General features: G+C 61.3%; 25 protein-coding genes. 6 read left to right on the top strand and 19 right to left on the bottom strand.

The features are described from left to right. Positions 1 to 23 precede the first annotated feature (23 nt). The 4 genes from catA to AS189_RS09200 all read right to left on the bottom strand — a co-directional run bounded on the left by catA (position 24) and on the right by AS189_RS09200 (position 3,497). Positions 24 to 878, bottom strand: a complete 855-nt coding sequence (gene catA / locus AS189_RS09215) for a catechol 1,2-dioxygenase (protein ID WP_062287826.1) — start codon at positions 876 to 878, stop codon at positions 24 to 26. A 315-nt stretch (positions 879 to 1,193) separates the two neighbouring features. Then, on the bottom strand, positions 1,194 to 1,472 hold the full coding sequence (gene catC, locus AS189_RS09210; protein WP_062287823.1) for a muconolactone Delta-isomerase: 279 nt from the start codon (positions 1,470 to 1,472) through the stop codon (positions 1,194 to 1,196). Between the two features lie 34 nt (positions 1,473 to 1,506). Further along, positions 1,507 to 2,607, bottom strand: coding sequence for an enolase C-terminal domain-like protein (locus AS189_RS09205; protein WP_062287822.1), 1,101 nt, complete (start codon positions 2,605 to 2,607; stop codon positions 1,507 to 1,509). Next, a complete protein-coding gene (locus tag AS189_RS09200) occupies positions 2,604 to 3,497 on the bottom strand; it encodes a LysR substrate-binding domain-containing protein (protein ID WP_062293335.1) in 894 nt (297 codons plus the stop codon). Before AS189_RS09200 ends, AS189_RS09205 begins: the two co-directional genes overlap by 4 nt. A gap of 633 nt (positions 3,498 to 4,130) precedes the next feature. Here AS189_RS09200 and AS189_RS09195 point away from each other — a divergent pair. Genes AS189_RS09195 through AS189_RS09175 form a run of 6 tightly spaced genes read left to right on the top strand, consistent with a single transcriptional unit; the run spans position 4,131 to position 8,570 of the window. After that, positions 4,131 to 5,021, top strand: a complete 891-nt coding sequence (locus AS189_RS09195) for an alpha/beta fold hydrolase (protein ID WP_237760022.1) — start codon at positions 4,131 to 4,133, stop codon at positions 5,019 to 5,021. After that, positions 5,018 to 5,164 (top strand): hypothetical protein, encoded by a 147-nt coding sequence (locus tag AS189_RS20205; RefSeq protein WP_160320806.1) that lies wholly within the window; start codon positions 5,018 to 5,020, stop codon positions 5,162 to 5,164. Before AS189_RS09195 ends, AS189_RS20205 begins: the two co-directional genes overlap by 4 nt. Further along, positions 5,161 to 6,402 carry a thiolase family protein gene (locus AS189_RS09190; RefSeq protein WP_062287819.1) on the top strand — a complete coding sequence of 414 codons (1,242 nt, stop codon included), beginning with the start codon at positions 5,161 to 5,163 and terminating at the stop codon, positions 6,400 to 6,402. Before AS189_RS20205 ends, AS189_RS09190 begins: the two co-directional genes overlap by 4 nt. Positions 6,403 to 6,412: 10 nt before the next feature. Next, positions 6,413 to 7,108: a 3-oxoacid CoA-transferase subunit A gene (locus AS189_RS09185; protein ID WP_062287817.1), complete on the top strand. Its 696-nt coding sequence runs from the start codon at positions 6,413 to 6,415 to the stop codon at positions 7,106 to 7,108. Next, positions 7,108 to 7,770 (top strand): 3-oxoacid CoA-transferase subunit B, encoded by a 663-nt coding sequence (locus tag AS189_RS09180; RefSeq protein WP_062287814.1) that lies wholly within the window; start codon positions 7,108 to 7,110, stop codon positions 7,768 to 7,770. Before AS189_RS09185 ends, AS189_RS09180 begins: the two co-directional genes overlap by 1 nt. Continuing rightward, positions 7,767 to 8,570: an IclR family transcriptional regulator domain-containing protein gene (locus tag AS189_RS09175; RefSeq protein ID WP_062287812.1), complete on the top strand. Its 804-nt coding sequence runs from the start codon at positions 7,767 to 7,769 to the stop codon at positions 8,568 to 8,570. The genes AS189_RS09180 and AS189_RS09175 overlap by 4 nt, the downstream gene beginning before the upstream one ends. 755 nt (positions 8,571 to 9,325) lie before the next feature. On the opposite strand, the gene AS189_RS09170 is transcribed toward AS189_RS09175, so the two are convergent. The 15 genes from AS189_RS09170 to AS189_RS09110 form a co-directional block, all read right to left on the bottom strand. Continuing rightward, complete coding sequence (locus AS189_RS09170; protein WP_062287809.1) at positions 9,326 to 10,552, bottom strand: hypothetical protein; 1,227 nt, start codon at positions 10,550 to 10,552, stop codon at positions 9,326 to 9,328. A 60-nt stretch (positions 10,553 to 10,612) separates the two neighbouring features. After that, a complete protein-coding gene (locus AS189_RS09165) occupies positions 10,613 to 10,906 on the bottom strand; it encodes a hypothetical protein (protein WP_062287806.1) in 294 nt (97 codons plus the stop codon). 7 nt (positions 10,907 to 10,913) lie between these two features. Beyond that, complete coding sequence (locus AS189_RS09160; RefSeq protein ID WP_062287802.1) at positions 10,914 to 12,260, bottom strand: glycoside hydrolase family 2 TIM barrel-domain containing protein; 1,347 nt, start codon at positions 12,258 to 12,260, stop codon at positions 10,914 to 10,916. A gap of 76 nt (positions 12,261 to 12,336) precedes the next feature. Next, on the bottom strand, positions 12,337 to 12,855 hold the full coding sequence (locus tag AS189_RS09155; RefSeq protein WP_062287800.1) for a TetR/AcrR family transcriptional regulator: 519 nt from the start codon (positions 12,853 to 12,855) through the stop codon (positions 12,337 to 12,339). 257 nt (positions 12,856 to 13,112) lie between these two features. Further along, positions 13,113 to 14,021 carry an MSMEG_6728 family protein gene (locus AS189_RS09150; protein ID WP_062287797.1) on the bottom strand — a complete coding sequence of 303 codons (909 nt, stop codon included), beginning with the start codon at positions 14,019 to 14,021 and terminating at the stop codon, positions 13,113 to 13,115. Between the two features lie 73 nt (positions 14,022 to 14,094). Next, complete coding sequence (locus AS189_RS20200; RefSeq protein ID WP_160320805.1) at positions 14,095 to 14,256, bottom strand: hypothetical protein; 162 nt, start codon at positions 14,254 to 14,256, stop codon at positions 14,095 to 14,097. A gap of 359 nt (positions 14,257 to 14,615) precedes the next feature. After that, the gene (locus AS189_RS09145) at positions 14,616 to 14,825 is read right to left on the bottom strand and encodes a hypothetical protein (protein ID WP_129587215.1); all 210 of its coding nucleotides are present in this window, start codon (positions 14,823 to 14,825) and stop codon (positions 14,616 to 14,618) included. Between the two features lie 470 nt (positions 14,826 to 15,295). Continuing rightward, positions 15,296 to 15,865: a dihydrofolate reductase family protein gene (locus tag AS189_RS09140; protein WP_062287791.1), complete on the bottom strand. Its 570-nt coding sequence runs from the start codon at positions 15,863 to 15,865 to the stop codon at positions 15,296 to 15,298. A 329-nt stretch (positions 15,866 to 16,194) separates the two neighbouring features. Continuing rightward, positions 16,195 to 17,781 (bottom strand): alkaline phosphatase D family protein, encoded by a 1,587-nt coding sequence (locus tag AS189_RS09135; protein ID WP_062287786.1) that lies wholly within the window; start codon positions 17,779 to 17,781, stop codon positions 16,195 to 16,197. 289 nt (positions 17,782 to 18,070) lie between these two features. Beyond that, positions 18,071 to 19,552, bottom strand: coding sequence for a beta-N-acetylhexosaminidase (locus tag AS189_RS09130; RefSeq protein WP_062287782.1), 1,482 nt, complete (start codon positions 19,550 to 19,552; stop codon positions 18,071 to 18,073). A 111-nt stretch (positions 19,553 to 19,663) separates the two neighbouring features. Then, on the bottom strand, positions 19,664 to 20,488 hold the full coding sequence (locus tag AS189_RS09125; protein ID WP_062287780.1) for an ATP-binding cassette domain-containing protein: 825 nt from the start codon (positions 20,486 to 20,488) through the stop codon (positions 19,664 to 19,666). After that, positions 20,485 to 21,507 (bottom strand): ABC transporter ATP-binding protein, encoded by a 1,023-nt coding sequence (locus tag AS189_RS20480; RefSeq protein WP_129587214.1) that lies wholly within the window; start codon positions 21,505 to 21,507, stop codon positions 20,485 to 20,487. The genes AS189_RS09125 and AS189_RS20480 overlap by 4 nt, the downstream gene beginning before the upstream one ends. After that, positions 21,507 to 22,277 carry an ABC transporter permease gene (locus tag AS189_RS20475; RefSeq protein WP_129587213.1) on the bottom strand — a complete coding sequence of 257 codons (771 nt, stop codon included), beginning with the start codon at positions 22,275 to 22,277 and terminating at the stop codon, positions 21,507 to 21,509. The genes AS189_RS20480 and AS189_RS20475 overlap by 1 nt, the downstream gene beginning before the upstream one ends. Then, a complete protein-coding gene (locus AS189_RS09115; RefSeq protein ID WP_237760021.1) occupies positions 22,274 to 23,074 on the bottom strand; it encodes an ABC transporter permease in 801 nt (266 codons plus the stop codon). Before AS189_RS09115 ends, AS189_RS20475 begins: the two co-directional genes overlap by 4 nt. A 179-nt stretch (positions 23,075 to 23,253) precedes the next feature. Continuing rightward, complete coding sequence (locus AS189_RS09110) at positions 23,254 to 24,786, bottom strand: ABC transporter substrate-binding protein (RefSeq protein ID WP_082634181.1); 1,533 nt, start codon at positions 24,784 to 24,786, stop codon at positions 23,254 to 23,256. Positions 24,787 to 24,919: the final 133 nt, after the last annotated feature.

Raw genomic sequence — 24,919 nt, 5'->3', positions numbered from 1 at the left:
CGTGACGAGGTGGGTGCAGGAATCTACTTGGCTTCGGGGTCAAGCACGAAGTCGTAGGTGGTCTGCACGCCGGAACCGTCGGTGGCCGGTTGGATGTCGAGCAGCAGTTCCGGCTTCACCGCGGTGGCGATGTCGTCGTCGTTGTGCACGTCGCCCGGGAAGTACAGCTGGGCGGTGAGCAGTTCGTGGCCCGGTGCCGAGACCTTTAGGTGCAGGTGGGCCGGACGCCATGCGTGCCAGCCGGCGGCGGCGATCATCTGACCGCAGGCGCCGTCGGTTGGGATCTGGTACGGCGCAGGCTGCATGGTGCTGATCTGGAAGTTGCCGTCCGCGTCGGCGATGAAGGTGCCGCGCAGGTTCCAGTCCGGGATGTTTGGGGCGAACTGCGAGTAGAAGCCCTCTTCGTCGGCGTGCCACAGTTCGATCTTGGCGTTGGACAGTGCCGAACCATCGGTGGAACGGATTTGGCCCTGGAAGAGCAGTGGGGTTCCCTTCTCGTCGTCGCGCATGGAGATCTTGGCCGGGGACTTCTGCTCCGGGGACTCAGGGATGTAGTACGGGCCCTCGATGGAACCCTTGTTGCCCTCGCGGTGGTCGGTGGCGACTTCCTCGACGGAGTGCTCGAGCCACACGTCCATGAACAACGGCCATTCGCCGTCTTCGCCGACCTTGATCAGCCATGCCTTGAGGGCGTTGAACTCGTCGTAGCTCACGCGCTCTTCGAGGACGATGTCATTGGCAGCCTTGATCAACTTGCTGGCCAGCAAGTTGACGCGCTCGATGTCAGCCACGACGGCGGAGGTCTTGCCTGACTGGCGGAAACGGTCGGTGGCTGCGTTACCTGAGGCGGCTGCGCTGGCGGTGGTTTCGGTGCTCACGAGTTACTCCTTCGATTCTCCTGTTGGAGGGGGTGTTGATGCGCTGCTTCGACATCACATGGTGCAGTGACTGCTGTCACAGCGACTTTGCATGCCTTCAATGTATGCCGCTTATTGAGAAGAGAGAAATACTTTTTTCACCTCGATTCATATGGCAAACATATTTATCGGTACCCAATGGACGCCGCGCCCCTGCAACGGCAGATCCGACGTGGAGTTCAAGGTCCGCAGGGAGCTGGGAACGACTATGGGCCGCATCGTAATGACACGGCCCACCGGCGTTGTGTTCTGGCGGCGATCATGTCGCCGATCCGCCTAACGGATCGAGTTCGGGTGCTTGGCCAACGGCGTGACCTTGATCTTCATGTAGGCGTACATCGGGAAACCACTGAGAATCTGGTGCAGCTCGTCGTTGGACTCAACGTCAAAGATCGAGTGGTTGGCATATTCGCCGACGATGCGCCAGATGCCGGCCATCTTGCCGCTGCGCTGTAGGGCACCGGAGTACTCCTTCTCGCGAGCTGTGAAATCGACGATCTGCTCCTGGGTCAAGTGAGCCGGGAAGGATACGTCCATACGGGCGAGGAATATCATGGTGCCTCCTGTGAGTGCTTTGGGGTAGGAATTTCTAGTTCTGGCGGTAACGGGCGAGCTTCTCTTCATCGACGGCAGCGCCAACACCGGGCACGTTGCGCACCGAAATGCGGCCGCCGTTGATGCGGATGGGTTCGGCCATTAAGTCATCAGCCATGTCCAAGAAGTTGGACAGCTCACCGGCACGGCGCGTGGTGGCCTCGTGAGCGGCGCCAAAGGTGACGGTGGCCAACGATCCAATCTGCGTGTCGATCTGGTTGCCCATGGTCACATCGACTCCAAGTCCGGTACATAATCCCAGGATCTCGGTGGCCTCGGTGAATCCACTGCGGGCGGTCTTGATGCAGATCGCGTTCGAGCCGCCGGAGAGCAGTTCGCGCGAAACGTCTCCCGCGGTGGGCACAGATTCGTCTCCCACGATGGGGATCGGGGATTTTTCCACGAGCCGACGGCGGCTCATGGCCTCTTTCGCGTCGCAGGGTTCTTCCAGCGCTGTCAACCCTAGGCCTTCAGTGCGGCGCAGGACCTCCATGGCCTCGTTGGCACTCCAGCCGCGGTTGGCATCCAGATAGAGTTCTACATCTTCACCAAGTCCGGCGCGCAGTACGTGGCAGGCCTCGATGTCCAGGGCCAGCGGGCGGCGCCCCACCTTTAGCTTGAAGGTGGTGATCCCGTATTCTTCGCCAAAACGCAGTGCTTCATCGAGTAATTCTTGGGCCGGTCGGAAGCCAAGCATGTGTGAGACGCGCATCGAATCGGTGTAGCCGCCCAGCAGCTTGTGCACCGGGGTGCCAAGCGCTTTGCCCATCAAGTCCCATAGCGCGATGTCCAGCGCACCCTTGGCCACTTGGTTATGAATGGTGCGGGCCATGATTTCGTGGATCTTGCCGCGGTCGAAGGGGTCGAGCCCGATAATTTGCGGGGCAAAGATGTTTTCGATGATGGTGACGATCGATGCTTGGGTTTCGCCATAGGTGTACGGGCGCGGTGGTGCGTCGGCCTCACCGATGAGTCCCTGGTCGGTGTGGATGCGCACCAGAACGTGTTCAGCGTCCGTGACCTGGCCGCTGGCGAATTTAAGCGGATGGGTATAGGGAATCGAATAGGGGATCGCTTCGATGCGCAGGATCTTCACGCCGGGTTTCCTTCCGTGGGGGCTGGACTCTCAAAGAGGTCCAAGAACTTTTTCAGCAGAGCGGTTTCGGTATCTGTTTTCCAGGCGACGGCAAGATCGACCGCGGGCGCGTTGCGCAGTTGGCGGAAGACAATGCCCTGCAGCGCGAACATGCGCCGGGCGGTGGGGACCAATGCCACACCCATCCCTGCAGCAACAAATGACAGCAGGGTCGAGGTTTCTTGGGTTTCCTGAACAACGTGGGGGCTGAAACCCGCCTGGCGGCAGGCCTCTGTGGCGATCGTATTGACCGCGGAGGTCTCAGGGTAGGTAATAAAGGGTTCCTCGGCGAGGTCCGTGAGGTCGAGCAATCCGCGTGAGGCCAGTGCATGGTCTTCTGGCAGGGCCACAACCAGTTCGTCTTTTTCCAGGAACTTCAGGCTCAGTTGGTTTGAACGGATAGGTGGGCGCAACACTGCGACATCCACACGTTGTTCTTCCAAGGCGATTTCCATTTCGGGGGTGAGCATCTCCCCCTGAACGCTCAGGCGCAATCCGGGCATATGGACCCGTGCTGCTTGAACGATCATGGGCATCAACCTGTACGTTGCGGTGCCGGAAACTCCGATCCGCAGCACGCCGCTTGCACCCTGGCCCACGAGCTTGACGTCTTGTTCGAGCTTTTCGATCTCGGCCAGCAGCAGCCGGGCCCGGGCCAGCAGCAATTCGCCGGCCGCTGTGAGATCAACCTTCCGGGTGGTGCGAACCAGCAACTGGGTACCCAATTGTTCTTCGAGTCCCTTGATCTGCTGGGAGAGCGGGGGCTGCGCCATGTGCAGGCGTTGAGCCGCACGGCCGAAGTGTTTTTCCTCAGCCACCGCAATGAAGTACCGCATCTGGCGCACTTCCACGACGTCCACCCTTCGGTTACCGGGAACGGATACGCTCCCATGCCAGATTAGGACGCAAAGATTACTTATGGGAAATACACATTTCAGCAGGATTCATATTCTATGGATATGAATCTTTGGCATAGACGTCCCTCAATGCGGTCCATGGCACTGCTTGGCGCCGCGGGCCGCCGGTGGCTGGCAGCGGCGCAAAGCAGTTCCGGCAGTAAACGGCGCAGCTCGAAAACGAGGGACGCGTCGGGTTTTCCCTGCCGTCGAACACGGGAGAACTATTCGCTTCGGTGACCCCGGCCCCCTGGTTGCCAGGACCGGGAACTGCAACCCGGTCGAGCAGAGCTTCCCGACCTCCTTGCCTGCCTGGGATCCGCGCACAGGCCCACCACCATAGCCCCTGGCGCAGTTTCCAACCATCGGGAACCGTTGAAGGCTGGCCCCTGGCGCGAACAGCGAGGCATGCCACCTCTCCTGGCGCCAAATTGCCGGGTCGAAATGGACCCGCCGCTTCATCATTTGTTCGGCATGTGAACTATTGTACAAAGAGCGAACTTCTGCTGTACCGTCACTTACGTCACCAACACGACCACCGGCGAGGAACCATTCAAGCCCTGGAGGTCAACTTCAAAGGAGCAGGCCATGAATGACATGACAGAAAACGGGACCGTCGTGACAACGCACGCACCCACCGTCAAGGCCGTGCTGCTGTCGCCACAGCGCCCGCTGGGAAACCGGCCGCTGCTGGTGGTGGGCTGCTCCCTCGGAACCTCTTCCGTGCTCTGGGAAGAAGTGGGCAGGCTCCTGGGCGCCGACGCGGATGGGACAGAGATGGACGTGGTGGCCTGGGACCTGCCCGGCCATGGAGCCTCCCCCGCATCACAGGCACCGTTTACGGTGGCCGAACTGGCGGAGTCCGTCGTCGGGCTCGTGGATTCGATCGCTCCCGGCGCGCGTTTCCACTACGCCGGCGTTTCCTTGGGTGGCGCCGTCGGCCTCCACTTGGGAATCGACCATGGGGACCGCCTCCTCAGCGTCTCCGTAGTATGCTCCGGGCCGAAGCTCGGCACACCGCAGGCCTGGGAGGAGAGGGCTGAAACCGTCCGGACGCTGGGCACCCCCGTCATGATCCCGGGATCCGCTCAGCGCTGGTTTGCTGAAGGCTTCATGGACCGGGACCCCGCCCTGTCCGGCCGGCTACTGAACTCCCTGCGCGACGCGGACCGGTTCAGCTACGCCCATTGCTGCGGGGCCTTGGCCGGCTTTGACGTCCGGAACGACCTGGGACGGATCCGCGTCCCGCTGCTTGCCGTAGCCGGTGCCGAGGACTCGGTGGCGACCCCGGAAATGATGCAGGAAATGGTGGAGGCAGTGAACGCAGGGGCCACCCAACGCGCCGCCAATTCAAACGGGCCGGCAGATTCGGTGGCCAAATTCGTGACCCTCCCGCGCGTTGCCCACCAGGCGTCCGCAGAAGCGCCCGCCGAGGTTGCCCGGCTGCTCCGAGACCTGATCGCTCAGACCCAGCCATGACCCCAACCCCCGCCCCGAACCGCCAAGACGCCGCCCATTGCGGCGTCCCCTCCGCCAACACGGCCTTCAAGACCGCACAGCCGATCCTCGCCGGGCTCGACGCCGAGCCCCACTTCACCGAACAAAAGGACGAACTCCCATGAACCATGCGTACCTTTACGACGCTGTCCGCACCCCCTTTGGCAAGTTTGGCTCCGGATTGGCGGGCGTCCGCCCGGATGATCTCGCCGCGCACGTGGTCCGGGAGTCCGTAGCCCGCGCACCGAAGCTTGACGTGGAGCGGATCGACGAGGTGGTGTTTGGCAATGCCAACGGCGCCGGCGAGGAGAACCGAAACCTGGCTCGTATGGCAACGTTGCTAGCGGGCCTGCCCACCTCCATTCCCGGCACCACCGTCAACCGGCTGTGCGGCTCCTCCATTGATGCTGCGATCATCGCCTCGCGCCAGATCAACGTCGGCGACGCTGACCTGGTGCTGGTGGGCGGGGCGGAATCGATGAGCAGGGCACCGTGGGTGCTGCCGAAGACGGAACGGGCGTACCCGGCCGGGGATCTGGCCTTGTCCTCGACCACGCTGGGCTGGCGGCTCGTCAACCCGGCTATGCCCAAAGAATGGACCGTGTCTCTGGGCGAAGCCACCGAGCAGCTGCGCGAACAATATGGCATCACCCGCGAACGCCAGGACGAATTTGCCGCGAACTCCCACGCCCTGGCCGATGCGGCCTGGAACAGCGGCTTCTACGACAACCTGACCACCGTCATGCCCGGCACGGAACTGCGCCGGGATGAGGGTATCAGGGCAGGCTCGACGGCGGCGAAGCTGGCCGGGCTGAAGACGGTATTCCGCCCCGAGGCCGACGGCGTGGCAGGCGGCACTGTGACGGCGGCGAACGCCTCGCCGCTATCCGACGGCGCGTCTGCGGCATGGTTGGGCTCCGAGGCTGCTGCCGGGATATTGGGGATGAACCCGCTGGCCCGGATCGCCGGGCGTGGTGCGGCCGGGGTGGACCCGCAGTTCTTCGGCTACGGGCCCGTCGAGGCGGCAAACCGGGCGCTCGCGAAGGCGGGAATCGGCTGGGACCAGGTGGGCGCCGTCGAACTTAATGAGGCATTTGCCGCCCAGTCACTGGCTTGCATCGATGCCTGGGACATCGACCCGCTAATCGTGAACCAACACGGCGGCGCCATCGCCATGGGCCACCCATTGGGCGCCTCCGGCACCCGACTGCTGGGTACCCTGGCCCGCAGCCTCCAGGCCAGCGGCGAACGCTGGGGCGTGGCTGCGATCTGCATCGGCGTGGGCCAAGGCCTGGCTGTTGTGCTCGAAAACGTCACCTCACCCAAGATCCACACTGCCAGCAACAACGCGGCAAAGAACTAAGGGGAAGAACATGCCTACCATTGCACTGTCCGCGACCGAGGCCGTCGCCGGCATCCGGGACAACTCCACCGTACTGATCGGCGGCTTCGGCAACGCCGGGCAGCCCATGGAGCTCATCAATGCCCTGCTCGACGGCGGCGCCACGGGCCTGACCGTGGTCAACAACAACGCCGGGCAGGCCGACGCGGGCTTGGCTCTGCTCATCAAGGAACGCCGGGTCCGCAAGATCATCTGCTCCTTCCCGCGGCAGTCCGATTCCTGGCACTTTGACGCCGCCTACCGGGCTGGGGAGATCGAACTGGAATTGGTCCCGCAAGGCAACCTTGCCGAGCGGATCAGGGCCGCGGGGGCTGGGATCGGCGGGTTCTTTACGCCCACCGGATACGGCACGATGCTCGCGGAAGGCCGGGAAACCCGGATGATCGAGGGCCGCGGACACGTGTACGAAACCCCCATCCACGCCGACTACGCGCTGATCAAGGCGCTGACGGCGGACCGGGCCGGAAACCTGGTGTACCGCAAGACCGCACGCAACTTCGGCCCCATCATGGCCGCGGCGGCAAAGACCAGCATCGTCCAGGTCAGTAGCATTGTGGCCACGGGCGAACTGGACCCGGAAAACGTCATCACCCCCGGCATCTACGTCAACACGATCGTGCAGATCAACACCACCACGCCGGCACCGGCAGAACATGGGGTCAAGTAATGAGCACGCAAGAAAAAAGCACCCGGCTGGGGCGCGAGGAACTGGCGGCTCTGGTGGCCGCCGACATCAAGGCGGGCTCCTTCGTCAACCTCGGCATTGGCCAGCCCACCCTGGTCTCGAACTACCTGCGCCCGGAACAGGCAGTCACGCTGCACACCGAAAACGGCATGCTCGGCATGGGCCCGGAAGCGCACGGGGATGACATCGACGAGGACCTAATCAACGCGGGCAAGATTCCCGTCACGGAACTGCCCGGTGCGTCCTACTTCCACCATGCCGATTCCTTCGCCATGATGCGCGGGGGTCATCTGGACGTCTGTGTCCTGGGCGCCTTCCAGGTTTCCGCGACCGGCGACCTCGCGAACTGGCACACCGGCGCAGCTGACGCGATTCCCGCCGTCGGCGGTGCCATGGACCTGGCCACCGGCGCCAAGGAGGTCTACGTCATGATGAGCCTGTTCGCCAAGGACGGCACCTCAAAACTTGTCGAGGCCTGCACTTACCCGCTGACCGGCGTAGGCTGCGTCACGCGCATTTACACCAATGACGCCGTCTTCCTCATCACCCCCGACGGCGTGCGCGTGCGCGAAACCTTCGGCACCACGGTAGCGGAACTGCAGGAACGCATCCCCGTGCCCCTCGAACCGGCCCTCCTGGGATGATCGAGGCACAGACCGCCGCGCCTGTCCCTAGCGACCAGTATGTCCAATCGCTGGCCCGCGGGCTGTCCGTCATCAGGGCCTTCGACGCCGACCATCCGGCCATGACCCTGGCCGAGGTGGCGCAACGCACGGACTTGAGCCGGGCCACCTCCCGCCGCTTCCTCCACACGCTGGTGGAGCTGGGCTACGTCCGCTCGGACGGCCGGAATTTCTCCCTGACTCCGTCGGTGCTGCAATTGGGGTATTCCTACCTGTCGGCGCTTTCACTCCCCCAGCTGGCGCAGCCCCACCTGCAGGCGCTCTCCGCCCTGCTGGGGGAGTCGACGTCGGCGGCCGTGCTCGACGGCGGCGACATCAGCTATGTTGCGAGGGTCGCCGCCCGGCGCATCATGAGTGTCGGCATCACCGTGGGCACCCGGTTCCCGGCCCACGCGACCTCGATGGGACGCGTGCTGCTGGCCGGCCTGCCTGCCGCCCAGCTTGACGGGTACTTTGCCGCCCACCGGATAAAGCCCATGACGCCAAAAGCCGTGGGCTCGGAGCAGGAATTGCGCCAGGTTCTGTCCGAAGTACGGGACCGGGGGTGGTGCCTGCTGGACCAGGAGCTGGAGATCGGCCTGATGTCGATGGCCGCCCCTGTGCGCGGCGCTGGCGGCGACGTCACCGCCGCCGTCAACGTCTCCCTGCAGGCACAGGGCGTCAACGCCCAGGACGATCCTGAAGCGTTTCTGGATACTGTGCGGGCGCAGCTGCTGCGCAGTGCCGCCTTGATCTCAGCCGACCTCGCCGCCGGAAAATAGCAGCTGCGCCGCGTAGGGGTTGTCCCTGCTCGGCGCAGACCGCCACCCAACCAGGTCGGCGGCAACGGCGGCGGCTGTCGAGTGCAATGGGGCGGTCGCGTTCGAGGCCGGCCCGGGGCACAAAAGGGCCTCTGACCTGTGGTTTTACTGTTTCGCCTAAGCTCTTCACCCGGCGGACAGAAAATCCGCGGGACCAAGGATTTTCCCGGACAGGCTTAATGTGGCCGCACGGACTCGCTCCACGACAGTGAGAGCACCCACAGGTGAGTCCTGTTTCGTTTGTTTCAATGGACTCAGCTCGCGCCTCGGTTAACTAGCTGTGCTGATAGTGGCGAAGTTGCTTCATGAACGAGGCCACGGCGACGCCTGTACTGACACCCGGATCTCCCTACCAGCGCAGGTGATTGGAGTCTTCTGGAGTCTCCCGGGCAAACTGAACGCCGCGTCACTGCACAGCCTGAGGCTTTCCCGCTATCGAGTAATGATGATCGTCCCTGCGTAGAGACTCATAAGAAGGGACTCATCATCAGCGAACTTGCCCCGCGGGCTGATATCACCAAGGCCGCTACCGCGAACCACGCCATACTCTGCTGGATCTCAAATCGCTCTCAGAACCCGACCGCAGCCAGGCGTAACGCCAGACACTGTCCGTAACCGCCACAACCACAACCAGATTTTTGACGCGCCCTCGACAAGGGCCCGCAGCTGCAGCTCGCGCTACAACTGCGGGCCCTTTGAAGGTCGGGCTCAGCTACTTAGACGTCCCACCAGAACAGCTCGCCGAGACCGCCACCGATACGGACCTTAGCTTCATAAATGGTCCCAGACACGTGATCGAGCTTGACCTGCTTGACCTTGCCCTTTCCAGCAGCCACGGTGCGCAGCTGGTTCTTCTTGAGCGAACCATCCGCGAGATCAAACCGCAAAGTGACAATCTGAGCCGTTTCCGCGCTTGAACCGCCCACACCGAACTCGTTGGTCTTGTCAATGTTGGGCATGGCCAAGCCGTTCACGACCATGAATGCCGGGGTTTCAGGGTTGGTGTATATTCCGGCAGACTCGGCAGCAGTCATGCCCGGAATGGGTCGGAATGAACCGAAGAAGACATCGCCGGGGAGCCCTCCATTGGCGCTCCCCACGTTCTTCGCAGAGAGCCCTACGAGTTTTGTTCCGGGATCAACTGCGGCCGAGAACTGCGGAACAGATGGTTGGCTGTTAGCGCCTGCGGCATTGCGCCCACTGACAATAGCAATGGACTTGCTCCGGAGCCTTGTCAGGTACGGCGACAGAGCCGCCATGCGTGCGTTGAGTGCGGCGTAGCGATTGGCCTGCACCGTAAAGCTACCGGCGGCATCGGACCGCGCCAACAAGGATGTCGCGTGGGCACTCTTTTCCCAACGGAAGAGGTTCAACCACTTGCCGCCCATAGCCCAGGTGACGTAACTGATGATGTTCTGCTCAGACTCGGAAACAACGTAGTCGCCGCCTTCTTGCCAAGGAGCATCCCCCGCCTTGAAGCCCATGGTGTACTGACCGAAGCCCAAGGGGCTCTTGAAGCTTCCGTCATTACCAGCCATGGCCAGCCTGCGCAGGCGTTCTACGTTGTTGTAGAGCTTGGTGATGCTGCCACCGGCATAGTTAGAGGTCATGGAGAAGTAGTACTCGTCGAACGTCAACAGGTCCGGATCTGCCGCCGCCATGAAGTTCCTGGTGTCAGCATCCGACCACTGGCCCGCGTACTGGTTGGTGTGTGCCAGTGCGTCAGGCGCCTCCTTGCGCAGGTTTTTGGTCAGTCCGGCCAACCAGCCCTGAAGCTCAAGACTATAGTTCTCTTCGTCGCCAAAACATACGGCAAACAGATCCTTGGCGCGTGTTTTCTGGGCACCTGTGAGGATGGGCTTGGACAGATCAGGCGGGCTGGTGAGGTGGAAACCGTCCGGGCCCTTGGCGGTGGCCCACGTACAATTCGGCAGCGCGTTCATCAAGGCCGTGTTCCACAACGGCGCGTCGTAAAACGTTGGCGTGGTGAAGCCACTATCCAGCTACTGCCTGGTGCTGGGCTGCCACCGGCCGCTGTCATCGTCGGGAACCCATGCGCCGTGGATCAATCCGTGGCGCAGGAATGCGCGGTCAACCCTGGAGAGTGTGCTGGCGGCAACTGGCCCTTTCTTGCCGGTTGCCACAGCAGCTGATGCAGCCTGAGCTGGCAGTGCCAGGGACACGGCAACACCGCCCAAGCCCATCAGAACTCCCCGACGACTGGGCGCAGCTTCGCGGCCGCCGTTGCGGAGGTTGTTTGTAGGAAATGCGTGTGAAGAATCGGTGCTGTCGGACATACTTGAACTACTCCTTATTCGTTTCACTTCTGCGGGGTGTGGATAATTGCAAACGGACCGATTGTGGATCCGGGGGCAAGATATAGGGGTCCAGGACGCCGGGACCACACGAAGCGGTACCAGCGCCAGAAGACGCAAGGATGATACTGAGGTAGCGGCATGGACCCGGCTGGAGTTCGAATCCGTGCGTTGCAACAGCCAGATCCTCCGTAGACCAAGGACGCAAGGCCAAAGACACTGGCCGCGACGGAACCATGGCCACGCTTCTTTCGGCCGTGCTTCCGGCCGGGGTAGACACGCAAGCCCATTCGACGCCGGACCTGGCACCGTTCTCCTGCGGGTAAACGTAGGGGGTGGATAATTGCTCCAGCCCGGCCCGGAAACGCCCAAAAGTGTTGCCTTGACCCGTATCCGGGTAGCTTTCAGCAGGTCCCTGACCCAACCACTCCAAGTCTGAGAAGTCTTCGCTGAGAACCAGATCCAGCCCCATTTGCGGGAGCTGCGCCGGTGGGTTGCCTGTGAACATCTGGGTAATGGAGAGCTCGAGGAGGCTACTGCCGGCCTGCGAATCCGCGGCAGCTGCGATACCAGCACCGTTCCCTCCAGCGCCGAGACCTCTAGTACTGTGGCGAGCCGTGATACGTGTGAGCAGCGCCCACTCGCGTCCCGGCGACTCAGAATGGATCAGCATTCCTTCAGCGTTCAAGGACCGGGTGTGTTCCATCTTGTCCAACCCAGCAGCCCGCCAAGCATCGTCCCTGGGCTGCCACGAAAATGGCCGGTCGTTATCGATCGGGGCCCGCCATAGACGGGGCTCAATGGTGAACTCACCAAATAAGGCCCGAAGCTCGCGTTCCAACACCTCTCCGCTGAGCCTCTCATCGGCTTCACCTTGGGTGCCCCCGTCCGAGACCCCAGCCGCCTTCGCTGCCGGTCGATGAACGACGGCGGCACTCTTGGCAATCTCACGCCCTTCCGGATCGCTGACCACCACTGCCAGACTCACGATGGCAGTGCCTACGGCGAGCGCAGCAGCTATCTCTTCCGGGAGGGCCACCTCCAGCGCATCTCCGGCGACCACAGGCGGCAGGGAGGTGACGGCTCTGACCTGGCAGACGCCGTCGTACTCGGCTTGCCAGCTCAGCAGAAAACCACCTAGGTCAAGGACCTCATGCCGGTTCGCGACCCGAATGGTTCCAGCTCCCGCCCCGGCAAGGTCCAGGCGCACAGGCGAGAAGACCGCCTTGACATCCGCCAGGGCAGGCGAGGGCGTGCGGTCTGGGAACAGAAGTCCGTCGGCCACGAAGTTGGCGTCATGGAGCTGCTCGCCGAAGTCGCCGCCGTAACAGTCCACGCTGCCTGGGCAATGGCATGCGCAACAAAGAAGAGGATCTCGAGCGCCCACAGCGCCCCGGAGAGTCGTACGCGAGTCATTTCGCTACATCCTGATTGTCGGCGCCGAGCAGGCGGAGAATAGTGCGACGCACTCCAAGGAGCTGGGAAGCGGTCTGCGTCCATGCCCCGGCCGTTGCCGCAAGATATCCGGTAAGAACATCATCGCGACTAACTCCTGTCGCAACGACTTCATCAGTCCAGACCTCCAGGTTTTTGCGCCATCCACGGGCAAGCTCTTCGTCGGCGGCGATCGCCCCAGCAAGCGCAGGACTCTCCAGCGGCAGCACCCCGTCGAGTAGCATCGTGACGTACGAGACCATGCGAGGCTCGCCCGTCTCGTGGTGGCGCTGCTCGACAACGAGCGCAACATCGGATGTCGTCCGCTCGACCATCGCTCGCAGCACATCGCGCCGTTGCGGGAAGTGATAGACGACTCCGGCCTTCGAGATGCTCAGGCTCCGGGCGATGGCCTCGTAGGTGACGGCATCGAGCCCTTCGGCTCTAGCCAGCCTGACGGCGCTGGTGACTATTTCAGTTCGGCGGTTCTCTCTCATGCAACAAACAATACTATACGTAAAGTATAGTTTCTATCCTTCTTGAATACCTCCGTATTCAAATTGCCTGTTTCCATCAGAGATGCCGACGCTATTGGGCGACGACGGGTTGCTCGATTGCGTCCGTTTCGTGGCTGCCGAAGACCGACATGAACCGCTCGCCCTCTGGGAATCATCTAGAACGACGACGGACGCACTCACCAACGTTGTGGTGAGTGCGTCCGGACGGGAGAAGCAGCAGCCAGGAAGCCGGGCCGTTACTGGCCGGGGATCGGGAAGAAGACCCGCGGATCCTGCAGGAGCGCAGGGTAGTCGAAGTCCGCGCGGTCAATGATCTCCTGGACTTCAAAGGTGCGCCCAAAGCGGCCGTCATCGAGCGTGATCGGGCGGCCTTGAAGCTTACCCAAGGCAAACCTGGCACCGTCTTCCAACGGAATCAGCACCGTAGTATTACCGGGGACGGTCCTGAAAGCCTCGTCCTGTCGCTTGCGGTTGCGAGTGGGCTTCTTCGTCAGTTGCTTGGGCGCCTTGCGTGCACCCTTGGCAACAGGCCTGCGCGAATTTTCGTCAGCTTGGGTGCCGTCGTCGCCGTCGTTCTTGTCATCCTCAGGCTTGGACTTGCCCCATGCCGGCATTCCGACCTTGTCGATCTTTTCCGGATCAACGCCACCTAGCGGCGCTCGTAGAACCCACACGAAGTCCTCATAAGGGTCCTCGGGAACGATCTCCCTCCGCGGCTCGGGCCAAAGCAATTCCAAATCCGTGGGGGTGTCCGCAAAAACCGCGTCATAGAAGCGCGAGTCCTTCTGAATCAGCCTTGAACGCTGGCTTGCGTGAAAATCTGCATCACCCAGCCATGGCGGCATGGGGATCTTGTCCGCATAGTCGGGGTGGGCGGCCTGCGGGGCGAACTCCTTGATGCTATCCCGGGTGTTGTCCGGGTGGCCGCGCGCGATCCATTCATCCGCCATGGCCAGCGCGTACATGGTGAGAGCGGGAACATGTCCCATCCACATGCGAACGGCGGGGTGTTCCTGCCGGCCGTATCCCGGAATCACCAGCGCACGGAGAATTTGCAACGCTTCAACACGCTGTTTGCCAAGCCTTGTGGTGTCCAGAGCGGCGGCACTCTGCTGAAAGTCGGGGTATGGGAGGTAAGTCTGCATGCATTCAGTCTGACTGCCCGGGCGCCGTCTGCCAATTGCAATACCCCTTCAGCGGCGGAGACTTCCCCCACAGTCAGGGTTGGTGTTGCGGTGAAGTGGCCGTCGCGGTAGGGCAAGGCAGACGCGTGCTGCTGACGGACTGCGGACCGAAACCGGACGTGATGCCTTCGATCTGCTCGAACTGGAGTTGTTCGAACGGGATCCCCTTCTCATCCATGATGACCGGTGAAGACATGACCTACAGGCTTTCCGCTACCGAACCGTGGAGCAGGCCGTCCGTGCCGTAGCCAGCACAGATTCGGTCGCCGTCGCCCTAGTAGCCGGGTCCACGTCAACCCTCACAGCCGGCGGCCCGGCAACCCCAGAAACGGTACGAGCTGCCGCTGCCTCTGCAGGCCACACGGTCCTCTGATGCGGTTGACCAGGTTGACGCGCACGGGACGGCTGTGTGCCCGGACCTGTCGAAAGCAGCAACGACGTTCGATGACGCCCAAGCGTTGCCAAGGGGGAACGCTGCTGGCGAGGATTAGACGGCTAACTAGACCCGGGGCGCGGTGTGCGATTTCTTGTGCCACCATCCCGCCCGACACCCTGCTATCCGAGCAGGATGACCCTGCGTCCGACGGCAAGGGCGCCGACAATCCGTAGGTCCCAGTTATCTAGGTTTGCGCCGAGGTGTGTCAATGCCACGAGCGGGATACTCTCGGCGGGGCCGATCTCTCGGTAGGCGATGCCAACTCCTCCGACCTCGACTGTTCTGGTGACCGCATCGTGAAAGTGGTCCACGTCTGCATCTCCAGTCATAGCCTCGTCATCTTTCATCAATATTTCCGATCATGCTCAATTATGAGTGTAATTAGAATTGATGTCAGGGGCCGTTAGCAGGGCAGCTGACAATGCCTGCAGAGAAGATGAAGCCCGTTTTCCGCCGGAGCTAGGAGCGGCAAAGTTCGAGGTAGAGCGGTTCAACCGGGCGCCAAGACCAGCCTTGTCCGTGTCGACGTAGCCGACATGGACGCCGGTACCAGAGACACCCTGAGGTGCAAGTTCGAATCGCAGGGAGTTCCTCGCAACCACGGGGTCACCTTGGAGGCGCTGTAGAGCCAGCCAGATGTGTGCGATTCGCGTCAGCAAGACGGCATCTCGGTCCGCACAGCAGCCGGTTCGATGACTGCAGCCCAAGACTGGTGCGCTCTGGGAAAAATGCGTGTTCATTGCGGCCGAGAAGCAAGCGGGGTTCATCTCAGGCGAAAGAACAGTCAAGACAAATTACGTCAATCCGTTACGCTCGTGGGCCGGTATCGTAGGGCGACCACCCCCGACCGGAACTCATGGCGCCCCACGAGCTCGAGCTGAATGCGCGCTCGCAGACCGGAAAGTAACGTCGGCCCATGTCCGGCAAGGACCGGCTGCACGAGAAACTCGTACTCGTCAATCAAACCCAGATCTGCCAACGCCAGAGGGAGCCTCACGCCACCCACCCACAGGCCCTCTCCTGACTCCTTCTTGAGCCGCTGAACCGCTGGCCCCACGTCGCCTCGCAGCAGCTCGGCGTTCCAATCGACCCCGCTCAGCGTGCTCGACACGACGTACTTCTTTGCCCGGTCTATGGTCTCGGCGAAGGGGATCTGCCACTCCCCCATCCGGTCAGGCCACGTGCCAGTGGCCGGCTTGTGCCACGCCGACTCCATCATCTGGTAGGCCACTCGTCCGAACAACAGGGCATCGGCTCGCTCCATCACAGCGGTCCAGTAGCGCATCGACTCCTCGTCCGGAGGGAGCCCTGCCTCGTGATGAGCGCAGCCGTCGAGCGTGACGTTGATCGAGTATCGAAGTGGCCTCATGTATTTACTCCCTTGATGCACAGCGCGTTTTCACTTGGCACACGGTCAGCTAGATCCCGTCGTCGCTTGAACCGCTCCTGGTTCGAGGATAATCAGCCTCGCCGCCTAGCGGTAGTATCAGCGCGCCAGCCCGGCTCGGACACGTTGACCCAGCGCGAGATTCATCGTCAGTGCTCGCGACATGAGGCCCTCGCCCAATCTGTGAGACCCGCAAAATTCGAGTCCATGGCCGACGACGAGCCATCCCAGCTCAGCTGGCCCACCGGATTGCCCAGCAACATAGAAGACCGGAAGGCCATGATTCGGCCTTCCGGTCTCGATGCCAGCCTTTATTTCGCTTGCAGCCCGCGAATTCCGTCCTGAATGACGAAGGAAGCCTTCGTGCTGACGGGAGCTCCGGGCGTCGTGACGTAGTCAAGGGTCCGGAAGTCCGCGGTGAGCGCGTCCTTGGTGATTGTGGTGTTCACGTAGCCACGGTTGTCGTTGTAGAACTTCAGGTGCGGGTTCCACGCCATGGTCGAATCAGTGGTTGCCCCCGTGCCATCACCTGTGGAGGTAATGGAGGTGCACACCAATTCCGAACCAACCACAGCTGACGCCGGATCCTTGTAATCCACCTTGAGATCGTTGGCCCAGTTGCGGTGTACATCGCCGGTGAGGACGACGGCGTTGCGAACGTTCGCGTCCACCCAGCCCTCCGTGATGCGACGGCGGGAGGCGGCATAGCCATCCCAGCCGTCCATGGAGACGTCGTCAATATCGAGAGCCTTGTCCCGGTCCCGCTCCGCGAAGAACACCTGCTGGCCCAAAATGTCCCAGCGCTGTGTGGAGTTCTTGAAGCCGTCCAGCAGCCACTTCTCCTGCGTCTCCCCGGTGATGGTTCGGTTCTCGGCCAGGCGTTCAGTGACGTTCTTCTTCCAGCCGTCTCCGGCTAGCTGATCGTCGCGGTACTGCCGGGTATCCATCATGTGGAAATTGGCAAGCTGGCCCCACTTGATGGTGCGGTAGATCTTCATATCGAACCCTGCCGGCACGGACGAGGGACGCAGCGGCATGTTCTCGTAGTATGCCTGGAAGGCCGCTGTACGGCGCTGCCGGAAACGCTCGGTGGTGTCGTTGAGCTGATTGGCGTCCTTGTTCTCGGGAACCTCATCCGCCCAGTTGTTATCCACTTCGTGGTCGTCCCAGACTACCAACCACGGTGCGATTGCGTGCGCTGCCTGCAGATCGGCATCGGACTTGTATTGTGCGTGACGTTGCCGGTACCCCTGCAGCGTCGACGTTTCCGGCCCCTGATGGTCGCGGGGGTTGCCGCCGCCAATCACGTAGCTGCCCTTCTTGTATTCGTACATGTAGTCGCCCAGGTGCAGCACCAGGTCCGGGTGGTCCTGAGCCAGTCGCGAGTAAGCCGTGAAATAGCCGTGCTCGTACTGTGAGCAGCTGGCGAATGCCATGGCCAACGACGACGGCGTTTCATGCCGGGCCGGACTGGTGAGAGTGCGGCCAACGGGACTGATGTGGCGGCCGGTGCGGAAGCGGTAGTAGTACTCGCGCCCCGGGCGCAGCCCGCGCAGCTCAACATGGACGGAGTGGGCGGTTTGGATACTTGCCTGCTCCACCCCGCGCGCTACGACTTTGCGCATGTTGGAGTCTTCGGCCACCTCCCAGGCCACGGCGACTTTCCGGGAGGGCATGCCGCCCAAGCCATCTTCGGCCAACGGATCCAACGCCAGTCGGGTCCAGATCACGAATCCATCCGGCCACGGCTCGCCGGAAGCGATTCCCAGGAGGAACGGATTGCTTCGAATACCGGAGTCATCCGCCATGGAAGTGGCAAAGGCGGCTCCAGGCACTGCGGCGACGAGGCCAGCACCAAGGCCAGCTGAAAGGATTGCTCTACGTGAAATGTTATCCATGCCTGCCAACGTAGTAAGGCCAATTTAACACGTGCGGCCGATGTCATGAACTTACGATTAACTGTGCGTCAACATTCGAATCGGGCCTCATAGGCTTGAGCTGATGGCGGGGATTCCACCTTCGTCGGGAGTGTTAGTGCGTCGCTCTCCGCCGCGCGCATGCTCGGGTCGTCGAAGAAATAGCCAAGCATCTGGGAGCCCTTGCTCCATTCGAGCATGGCTGCTCCTGGCACGTCCTGACTCGTCCAGCCCCGCATCCTTAATGACCAGCTCAGTTTGGAAGGACTTCCTAGAGGACGAACTCCCGCCCGGGCCAAGCTCCAACACGGGCCGCGAGTTCGGTAAATTCGCTGAAGCTCATGCCCTCAGGCGTGCCACCCCACATCTTTTGGCCCAGCAAAGGGAAGGTCGGTGCGACCATGCGATAAACGTCGTGCTCGTTGTAGTCCAGCAGCACCAGGTCATTCCAGCAGGCCGACAGTGATCCCAGGAGCTGCGGGTGCTGCTTGTGAAGATCCTGATCGCCACCAAAAACGTGGGGTTCCCAGTCGCTCCACAGCTTCTCCAGGCGCAGCCCGTCGCCACAGTAGTAGTCCGCGTACGGCACGGTGTAGAGCAAATCGTCATTCGTGTTGAGGATGCGGTACCCATCGGCCACCGCTTCTTTCGGCCCATACCAGCCGTTGTTCCAGGAGCAGATGACTACGTCGCGGTCATATCCTTCGGGAGCCGGTGCACCAGCACCAGCGGACATCGTGGTGATGGATCCCCACGCCATGGGTGACTTTCCGGCCGCACGAAGATGGGCGGCCATCTGGTTGAAATAGCGTTTGAAATCCGCATCCAGGCCCCGCTCATATTCGTCCGCACCAAAGTGCACCACTGGACCCCGGAACCATGGCAGGAACTCGTCAAAGAGCCGTTTCATGAAGTTCAGGGCGTGGTCACCCGTGAGGTCAAGCATGTCCGAATTACCGTTGTTGCGTCCCAGTTCAGGGTCCTGGGCGATGAAAGCCCGGGAATGTGCCGGGGCATCAATTTCGGCAATGATCGTGATTCCGTGGGCGGCGGCGAGATCCTCGAACGAATCCCAATCGTGGCGCGAATAGGACCCGTCGGCGCTGGCAAACGCGGCAAACTCGCCCGATTCGGCACGGAGCCGGAAGCCGTGTTGGGCCTCGTCCCAGCTCCGTCCCGTGTCCTTGGCGATCTCGTTATCGTTCAAATGTATGACGAGGGTGTTCAGCTTGTGCCAGCTCAGGGTGCGGATCAAGTCCCGAATGAACTCCGGTGCCATGAAGCGACGCCCGGTATCAATGAGGAATCCACGGACAGGGTAGTCCGGCCAATCGAGTGCCGTTCCACACTCTAACGCCCTGGAATCACCGGAGGCCTGAATCAGCTGCAAAAAGCTGCGACTGGCCCAATAGAGCCCCTGCTCGGTGGCGGCAGTAAGAATGATCCGCTCCCCCACTTCCAGTGTGTACGCTTCGGCACGGAGAGGTTCAGCAATCGCGGCAAAGTCCGCGAGTGTCGGGTCAATGCTCAGTACGACGTCGGTTCCCTCGCCTTGCATTGGAGTGTCCGCCGGGGCGCTGACGGACAGTACCGCTTGAATTCCGTGCAGCTCGGCCAGATCCGTAATAAGTGTGGAAGCAACCGTCTCCGCCCCGGCTCCCGCGCAGAACTGCAGGCGGTCGCCAATGATGGTGGATCCGGTGCGCGGGGTGAATTGCTGGAATCCCGGGACAAGGTTTTGCTTGCTGCTCATGATGAAGGACTTTCGGGGAGAGGGAAATGGCGTTCAGGGCTGTTCCATAGGCACCAGTGGCGATCGTCGCCGTCGATCTTCCCGAGCCTTGCGGACTCAGGTGGGGATTGCCTAGAGGGACAGCGCCTTCCGTTCCTCGCGGCGCTTCTTCTGTTCCGCGGGATTGGGAACGGGCGACGCCATCAGCAGGCGGCGGGTATACGGATGCTCCGGGTTCTTCGTGACCTGGGCGGCGTCGCCGCATTCGACGATTTCGCCGCGGTACATGACGGCGACGCGGTGGCTGATGTGCCGGACCACTTCAAGGTCGTGCGAGATGAACAGGTAGGCCACCCCGGTGTCTTCCTGAAGTTCCAGAAACAAATCCAGAATCCTGGCCTGCGTGGAAAGGTCCAAGGCGGAGACTGGTTCGTCGCACACAATGAGCCGCGGGTTCAAAGCGAGCGCCCGGGCAATAGCTACGCGTTGGCGCTGTCCCCCGGAAAATTCGCGGGGCAGCCGCTGGCCGCTGTCGGCCGGCAGTTGCACCCGATCAAGCAGCTGCGCTATGCGGGCGTTGGCATCGACCCTGGAGGTGCCACGCACCCGAAGTGGCTCGGCCAAGATCTCTTCGATGCTCATGGCCGGGTTTAAGGACGTATAGGGGTCCTGGAAGACTACCTGGAGTTGATCGGACATTTGACGGCGCTGCTGCCGGGTCATGGCGGCCAGGTTGCGGCCCTCAAAAATGATGGACCCTTCGGTCACCGGTGCCAACCCCAACACGGCACGTCCAAGGGTGGTTTTACCCGACCCCGATTCGCCCACCAAGCCAAGGGTCTCGCCCTTGGCGAGCTGCAGGTTGATGCCCTGCAGCGCACGGAAGGGCGCCTTTCTCCATCCGCGCATCGGGAATTCGGTCACCAGGTCCTTGATTTCCAACAGATTTTCGCTCATACCGACGCCTCCAACGGCTGTTCCGAATCAACTAGTCGAGTCCGCGGTTCACGCTCATGTAGCAGCGAACCAAGCAACATACGGGTGTAGGGGTGCTTCGGGGCCGCGAAGATCTCGGCGACATCTCCCGTTTCCACAATGCGGCCATGCTGCATCACTGCCACCCGGTCACAGATGTCTGCCACCACTCCAAAGTTGTGGGTGACCAGCAGCATCGCCATGCCGCGTTCCTGCTGCAGACTGCGGAGCAGGTCAAGGACCTCGGCCTGAACTGTCACGTCCAGGGCCGTGGTTGGTTCATCGGCCACCAGCACCTTGGGTTCACAAGAGACAGCGCCAGCAATGAGTACGCGTTGGGCCATGCCACCGGAAATCTGGTGTGGATATGAATTGAACGTCCGTTCCGGGTCTGCGATACCCACCCGTTCCAGCAGTGCCAAGGCCTTGGCATTAGCCTCGCCACGACTCATTCCCATGGTGCGGCGCAGGGGCAGGGTCAGTTGTTGACCCACTGTAAATGAAGGGTCGAGGTTCGACATAGGCTCTTGTGGAATGTAGGCCAGGGTGTCCCCTAGTAAAGCACGACGCCGTCCGGCCGGAAGCTTAGCGCGGTCCTGGCCGTCGATCGTGATGGATCCACCAAGGATCATGGCTTCACGGGGCAGCAGGTCAAGAACAGACCACGCTGTTTGCGTTTTTCCGGAACCTGATTCGCCCACGAGCCCTAGGACTTCCCCGGGGCGCACCGCGAGGTCCACGCCATGGACTACAGTCGAGATGCCGTCGGCGCTAGGGTAGCCAATGCGTAGCCCTTCCACGCGCAGGACTGCATCAGGCACGAGCGCTGAAACTCTCTCACCCTCGGTGTCCTGGGCCGCAGCGGCAGCCAACGCGGCCGCCGTCGTGCGCTTCTTTCCACCTTTGGCAGCCGGTCTGTCTTCAAGAGCATCTCGGAGTCCGTTACCGAAGAGGATCAACGCCACGTTCACAATGCCCAGGGCAATGCCGGGCCACAGCATCAAAGCCGGGCAACATAGAGATTGACCATGGCCTCGTTGAGCATGGTTCCCCAGGAGGCAATTTGAGTGTTGGCGAGGCCCAAGAATTCAAGGCCGGACTGAACGCCAATGGCTACAACAGCCGTCAAGGCAGCATTGATGATGATCGGCGCCCGGACGGCGGCGAGGACATGGCGAAGGACGATTCGAACGTCACTGAGACCAGAGACCCGTGCCGCATCAACGTACAGTTCGTGACGCACACCCACCACAATGGTTCGAGTCAGGCGGTGGAAGCCCGGAGCCAAATGCAAGCCAAGCACCAACATGCTGATCCAAAGAATATTGCCAACGGCCGCCCGAACAGCCAAAAGGAGCATGATGGTCGGCAGCGCCATAACCAAGCTGGTGGTCCATTCAGAGACGACATCAAACCATTTGCCGTAAAAACCGGCAAACAAACCTGTCAGTACACCAACCACAGTGGCCACCGTCAAGGCCAGGGCCGCGGCGCCGAGAGTTACCCGGCCACCAAAAAGCAGGCGTGCGAAAATATCGCGGCCGGCACTGTCGGCGCCAAGCCAATGGTTAGGGCCCGGGGTGGCGAGTGCATCGGCCAAAATCCCAACATTGGGGTCATACGAGGTCAGTAGAGGGGCCGCCAAGGTTGCCAGTACGATCCCGAACAGCAGGATAAGTGCCGTGAGAGCGAGAGGTGCGTGCAGAAGCCTGTGCCACGTCCCGCGTCGAGCCATGGTGGCGGAGGCCTTAGTGAGAGAAATGGTGCTCATGAGAGACGTACCTTCGGATTGAGCCAGCCGTTGACCAGGTCTACGGCTATGTTGACGAGGACTACGATGATCACTGCGATAATCACTGTTCCCATAACCACGGGAATATCACCACTGGTCGTTGAGGTAACGGCAAGGGAACCGATACCTGGCAGGGCAAAGATCTGCTCGATCATGACCGCCCCGCTCATCAGGCCAATGAAATTCAACGAGACAATTGTCAGCGTTGGAGGTGCCGCATTGCGCAGCACGTGCCGCAATAATACGAGCCATTCGGGCAGGCCACGGCTGCGCAGAGTGCGGATATAGTCCTTCTCCAACGTAGCGATGGTTGCGCTGCGAATTTGTTGCGACAACCCGGCTACTGCGCCCAAAGCCAACGAGAAGACTGGTAGGACCAGACTGAGGAACCATCCCGCCGGATCCTGAGTGAATGGCGTATAGCCTGTGGCAGGGAGAATCCCTAGGTTGATGGCAATGAAAACCACCAGCACAAGTGCCAGCCAGAATCCGGGGAACACCAGACCGCCGACGGAGATGACCTGAACTATCCGGTCAAGAACGCCCCGCCGCACTCCGGCCGCCATGCCGATGACCAGCGACACAGCGACCGAAACGACGATGGTGCCAATGGCAATGGACAACGTCACTGGAATTCGGTTCAAAATCAAGAAGCCAACAGATTCCCCGTCGTTCCACGAATTACCCAGATCACCGCGGACGGCGTGGGACAGCCAGTTCCAGTACTGAACGATTCCCGGCTTGTCCAAGCCAAGCTCAACAGACTTTCGTGCCACGAGGTCCGGAGTTGCGTCCGGGCCTAGCAGGGTCTGGCAATGTGCGCGCTGTTAACGAGCATCAGCAGATACACCACAAAAGATGCGGTGATTACAAGGAGAACTCCGGCGCCCAAACGGCGCGCAACATAGTGGATCATGGGTCTAGCTCCTGAAGGTCCTAGTGTGGTGGCCGTACGTCACTTGGCAGGAGTGAAGTTGTAAATCGAAGGGACTGCCTGGCCAGTTTGCGCCACCACAGAAACCTTGCTGCTGGTGTAGTACGGCTGAGTGACGCGGAAGAACGGCGCAAACCACGCCTGATCCACCAGGTACTTGTTTAGTTCCTGGTACACGGGCCCGGCATCGGCATCCGAGGCCAACCTGATTTTACGCAGCAACGCTTCAATCGTGGGATCAGTTGACTTGAGCACATTCCATGCGGCATTGGGCGCAATGAGCTGGGTAACCGCACCCCATCCAACGGCCGGCTGCCCGAAGCCTGCGAAGACTGCCGGGTACTTACCGGACTGTTGCTCAGCTTGGTAAGCAGCGGCTGACACATCAACCCAGTCAACCTTGATGCCGATCTGGGCCAGCCCGTCTCGCAGCACAGGCGCCATGGCTGGATCCATGCTCGAGGAAGAGGGCATGGAGAGGGTGAAACCGTCGGCAAAACCGGCCTCTGCCATCAGCGATTTGGCCTTGGCAATGTCGAATCCGTAGGCGGTGTCGAGGTCCTTAATGTAGGCACTCGATTCGGGGCTGAAGATTTGACTGGTGACCTCACCCAGGCCCAGTCCCACCTTCTCAAGGATGGTCTTTTTGTCGATCGCGTAGTTCATTGCCTGACGGACTCTGGGGTCCTTGAGTTCAGGGGCAAGAGTGCCTGCACGGTCAAAGAAGGTAAATCCCTGCCAATCGCCCGGGTATTCAACAACGTTGATCTTGGATTTCTTGGCTTCAGAAATCGTCTTCGCCGTTGCAATCATGCCGTCAATCTGGCCCGAGCGCAGCGCATTGATGCGCGCATTCTCGTCCTTCATTGGCTTAATGACAATAGCGGCGAACTGTTGCAGCTCCTTGTTCCAGTAGTTCTCGTTCTTAACGTACGTGTACTGGGCGCCGGGGGTGGTTTGGGACCTGTCAAGTTTGTAGGGGCCTGTTCCTACTGGCTGGGTCTTGATGTTGGCGTTCGTGAACTGCTTGGGGGACTGCATGTAGCCGCTGGGTCCACCAAGATTGACGATCAGGCTGGGGTCTTGTGTGCTGAGCGTCAAGACGAGGGTTGTTGCGTCCTTGGCCGTGACAGACTCAAGCGAGACGAGTTGCGCCTGCAACGGCCCGCCGGCAGTTTTGAAGCGATCAAGGTTGGCCTTGGCCGCTGCCGCGTTGAACGCTTCGCCGTCGCTAAACTTCACGTCGTCACGAAGCACGAAGCTCAGCTCCGTGTTGTCCGCGTTGTAGCTCCAAGACTTTGCCAGCATGGGGCCGGGCTGCCCATCCGGAGTGCGGCGAATCAGCGTGTCAAAGACGGGTTGAAAATACTGGACAAATTGGGCTTCGCGTGACTGAGCCGGGTCAAAGGACAACGGCTCGACGCCTGCCCCAAGAGTCAATGTTGCTTCCCCTGCGACGGCACTGGCGCCGGGCTTGTTGCTGCTGCAGGCACTTATTCCCAACAAAACAGTTCCAGCTGCGAATCCTTGCAAGACACTGCGACGTGAAATCACGATTGCTCCTTAGGCGCTACATTATTCCGGTAATTCCCCAACTGGCTACCAAGACTATGTTCATATGTTCATGGTTTATAGAAGTCTTGCCCTTTATCTCGGGCTTGCACTAGTATCATAATCACATAGAGAC

Source organism: Arthrobacter alpinus (genome assembly GCF_001445575.1).
Taxonomy (GTDB): domain Bacteria; phylum Actinomycetota; class Actinomycetes; order Actinomycetales; family Micrococcaceae; genus Specibacter; species Specibacter alpinus_C.
This window is presented reverse-complemented; position numbering and strand designations above follow the sequence as displayed.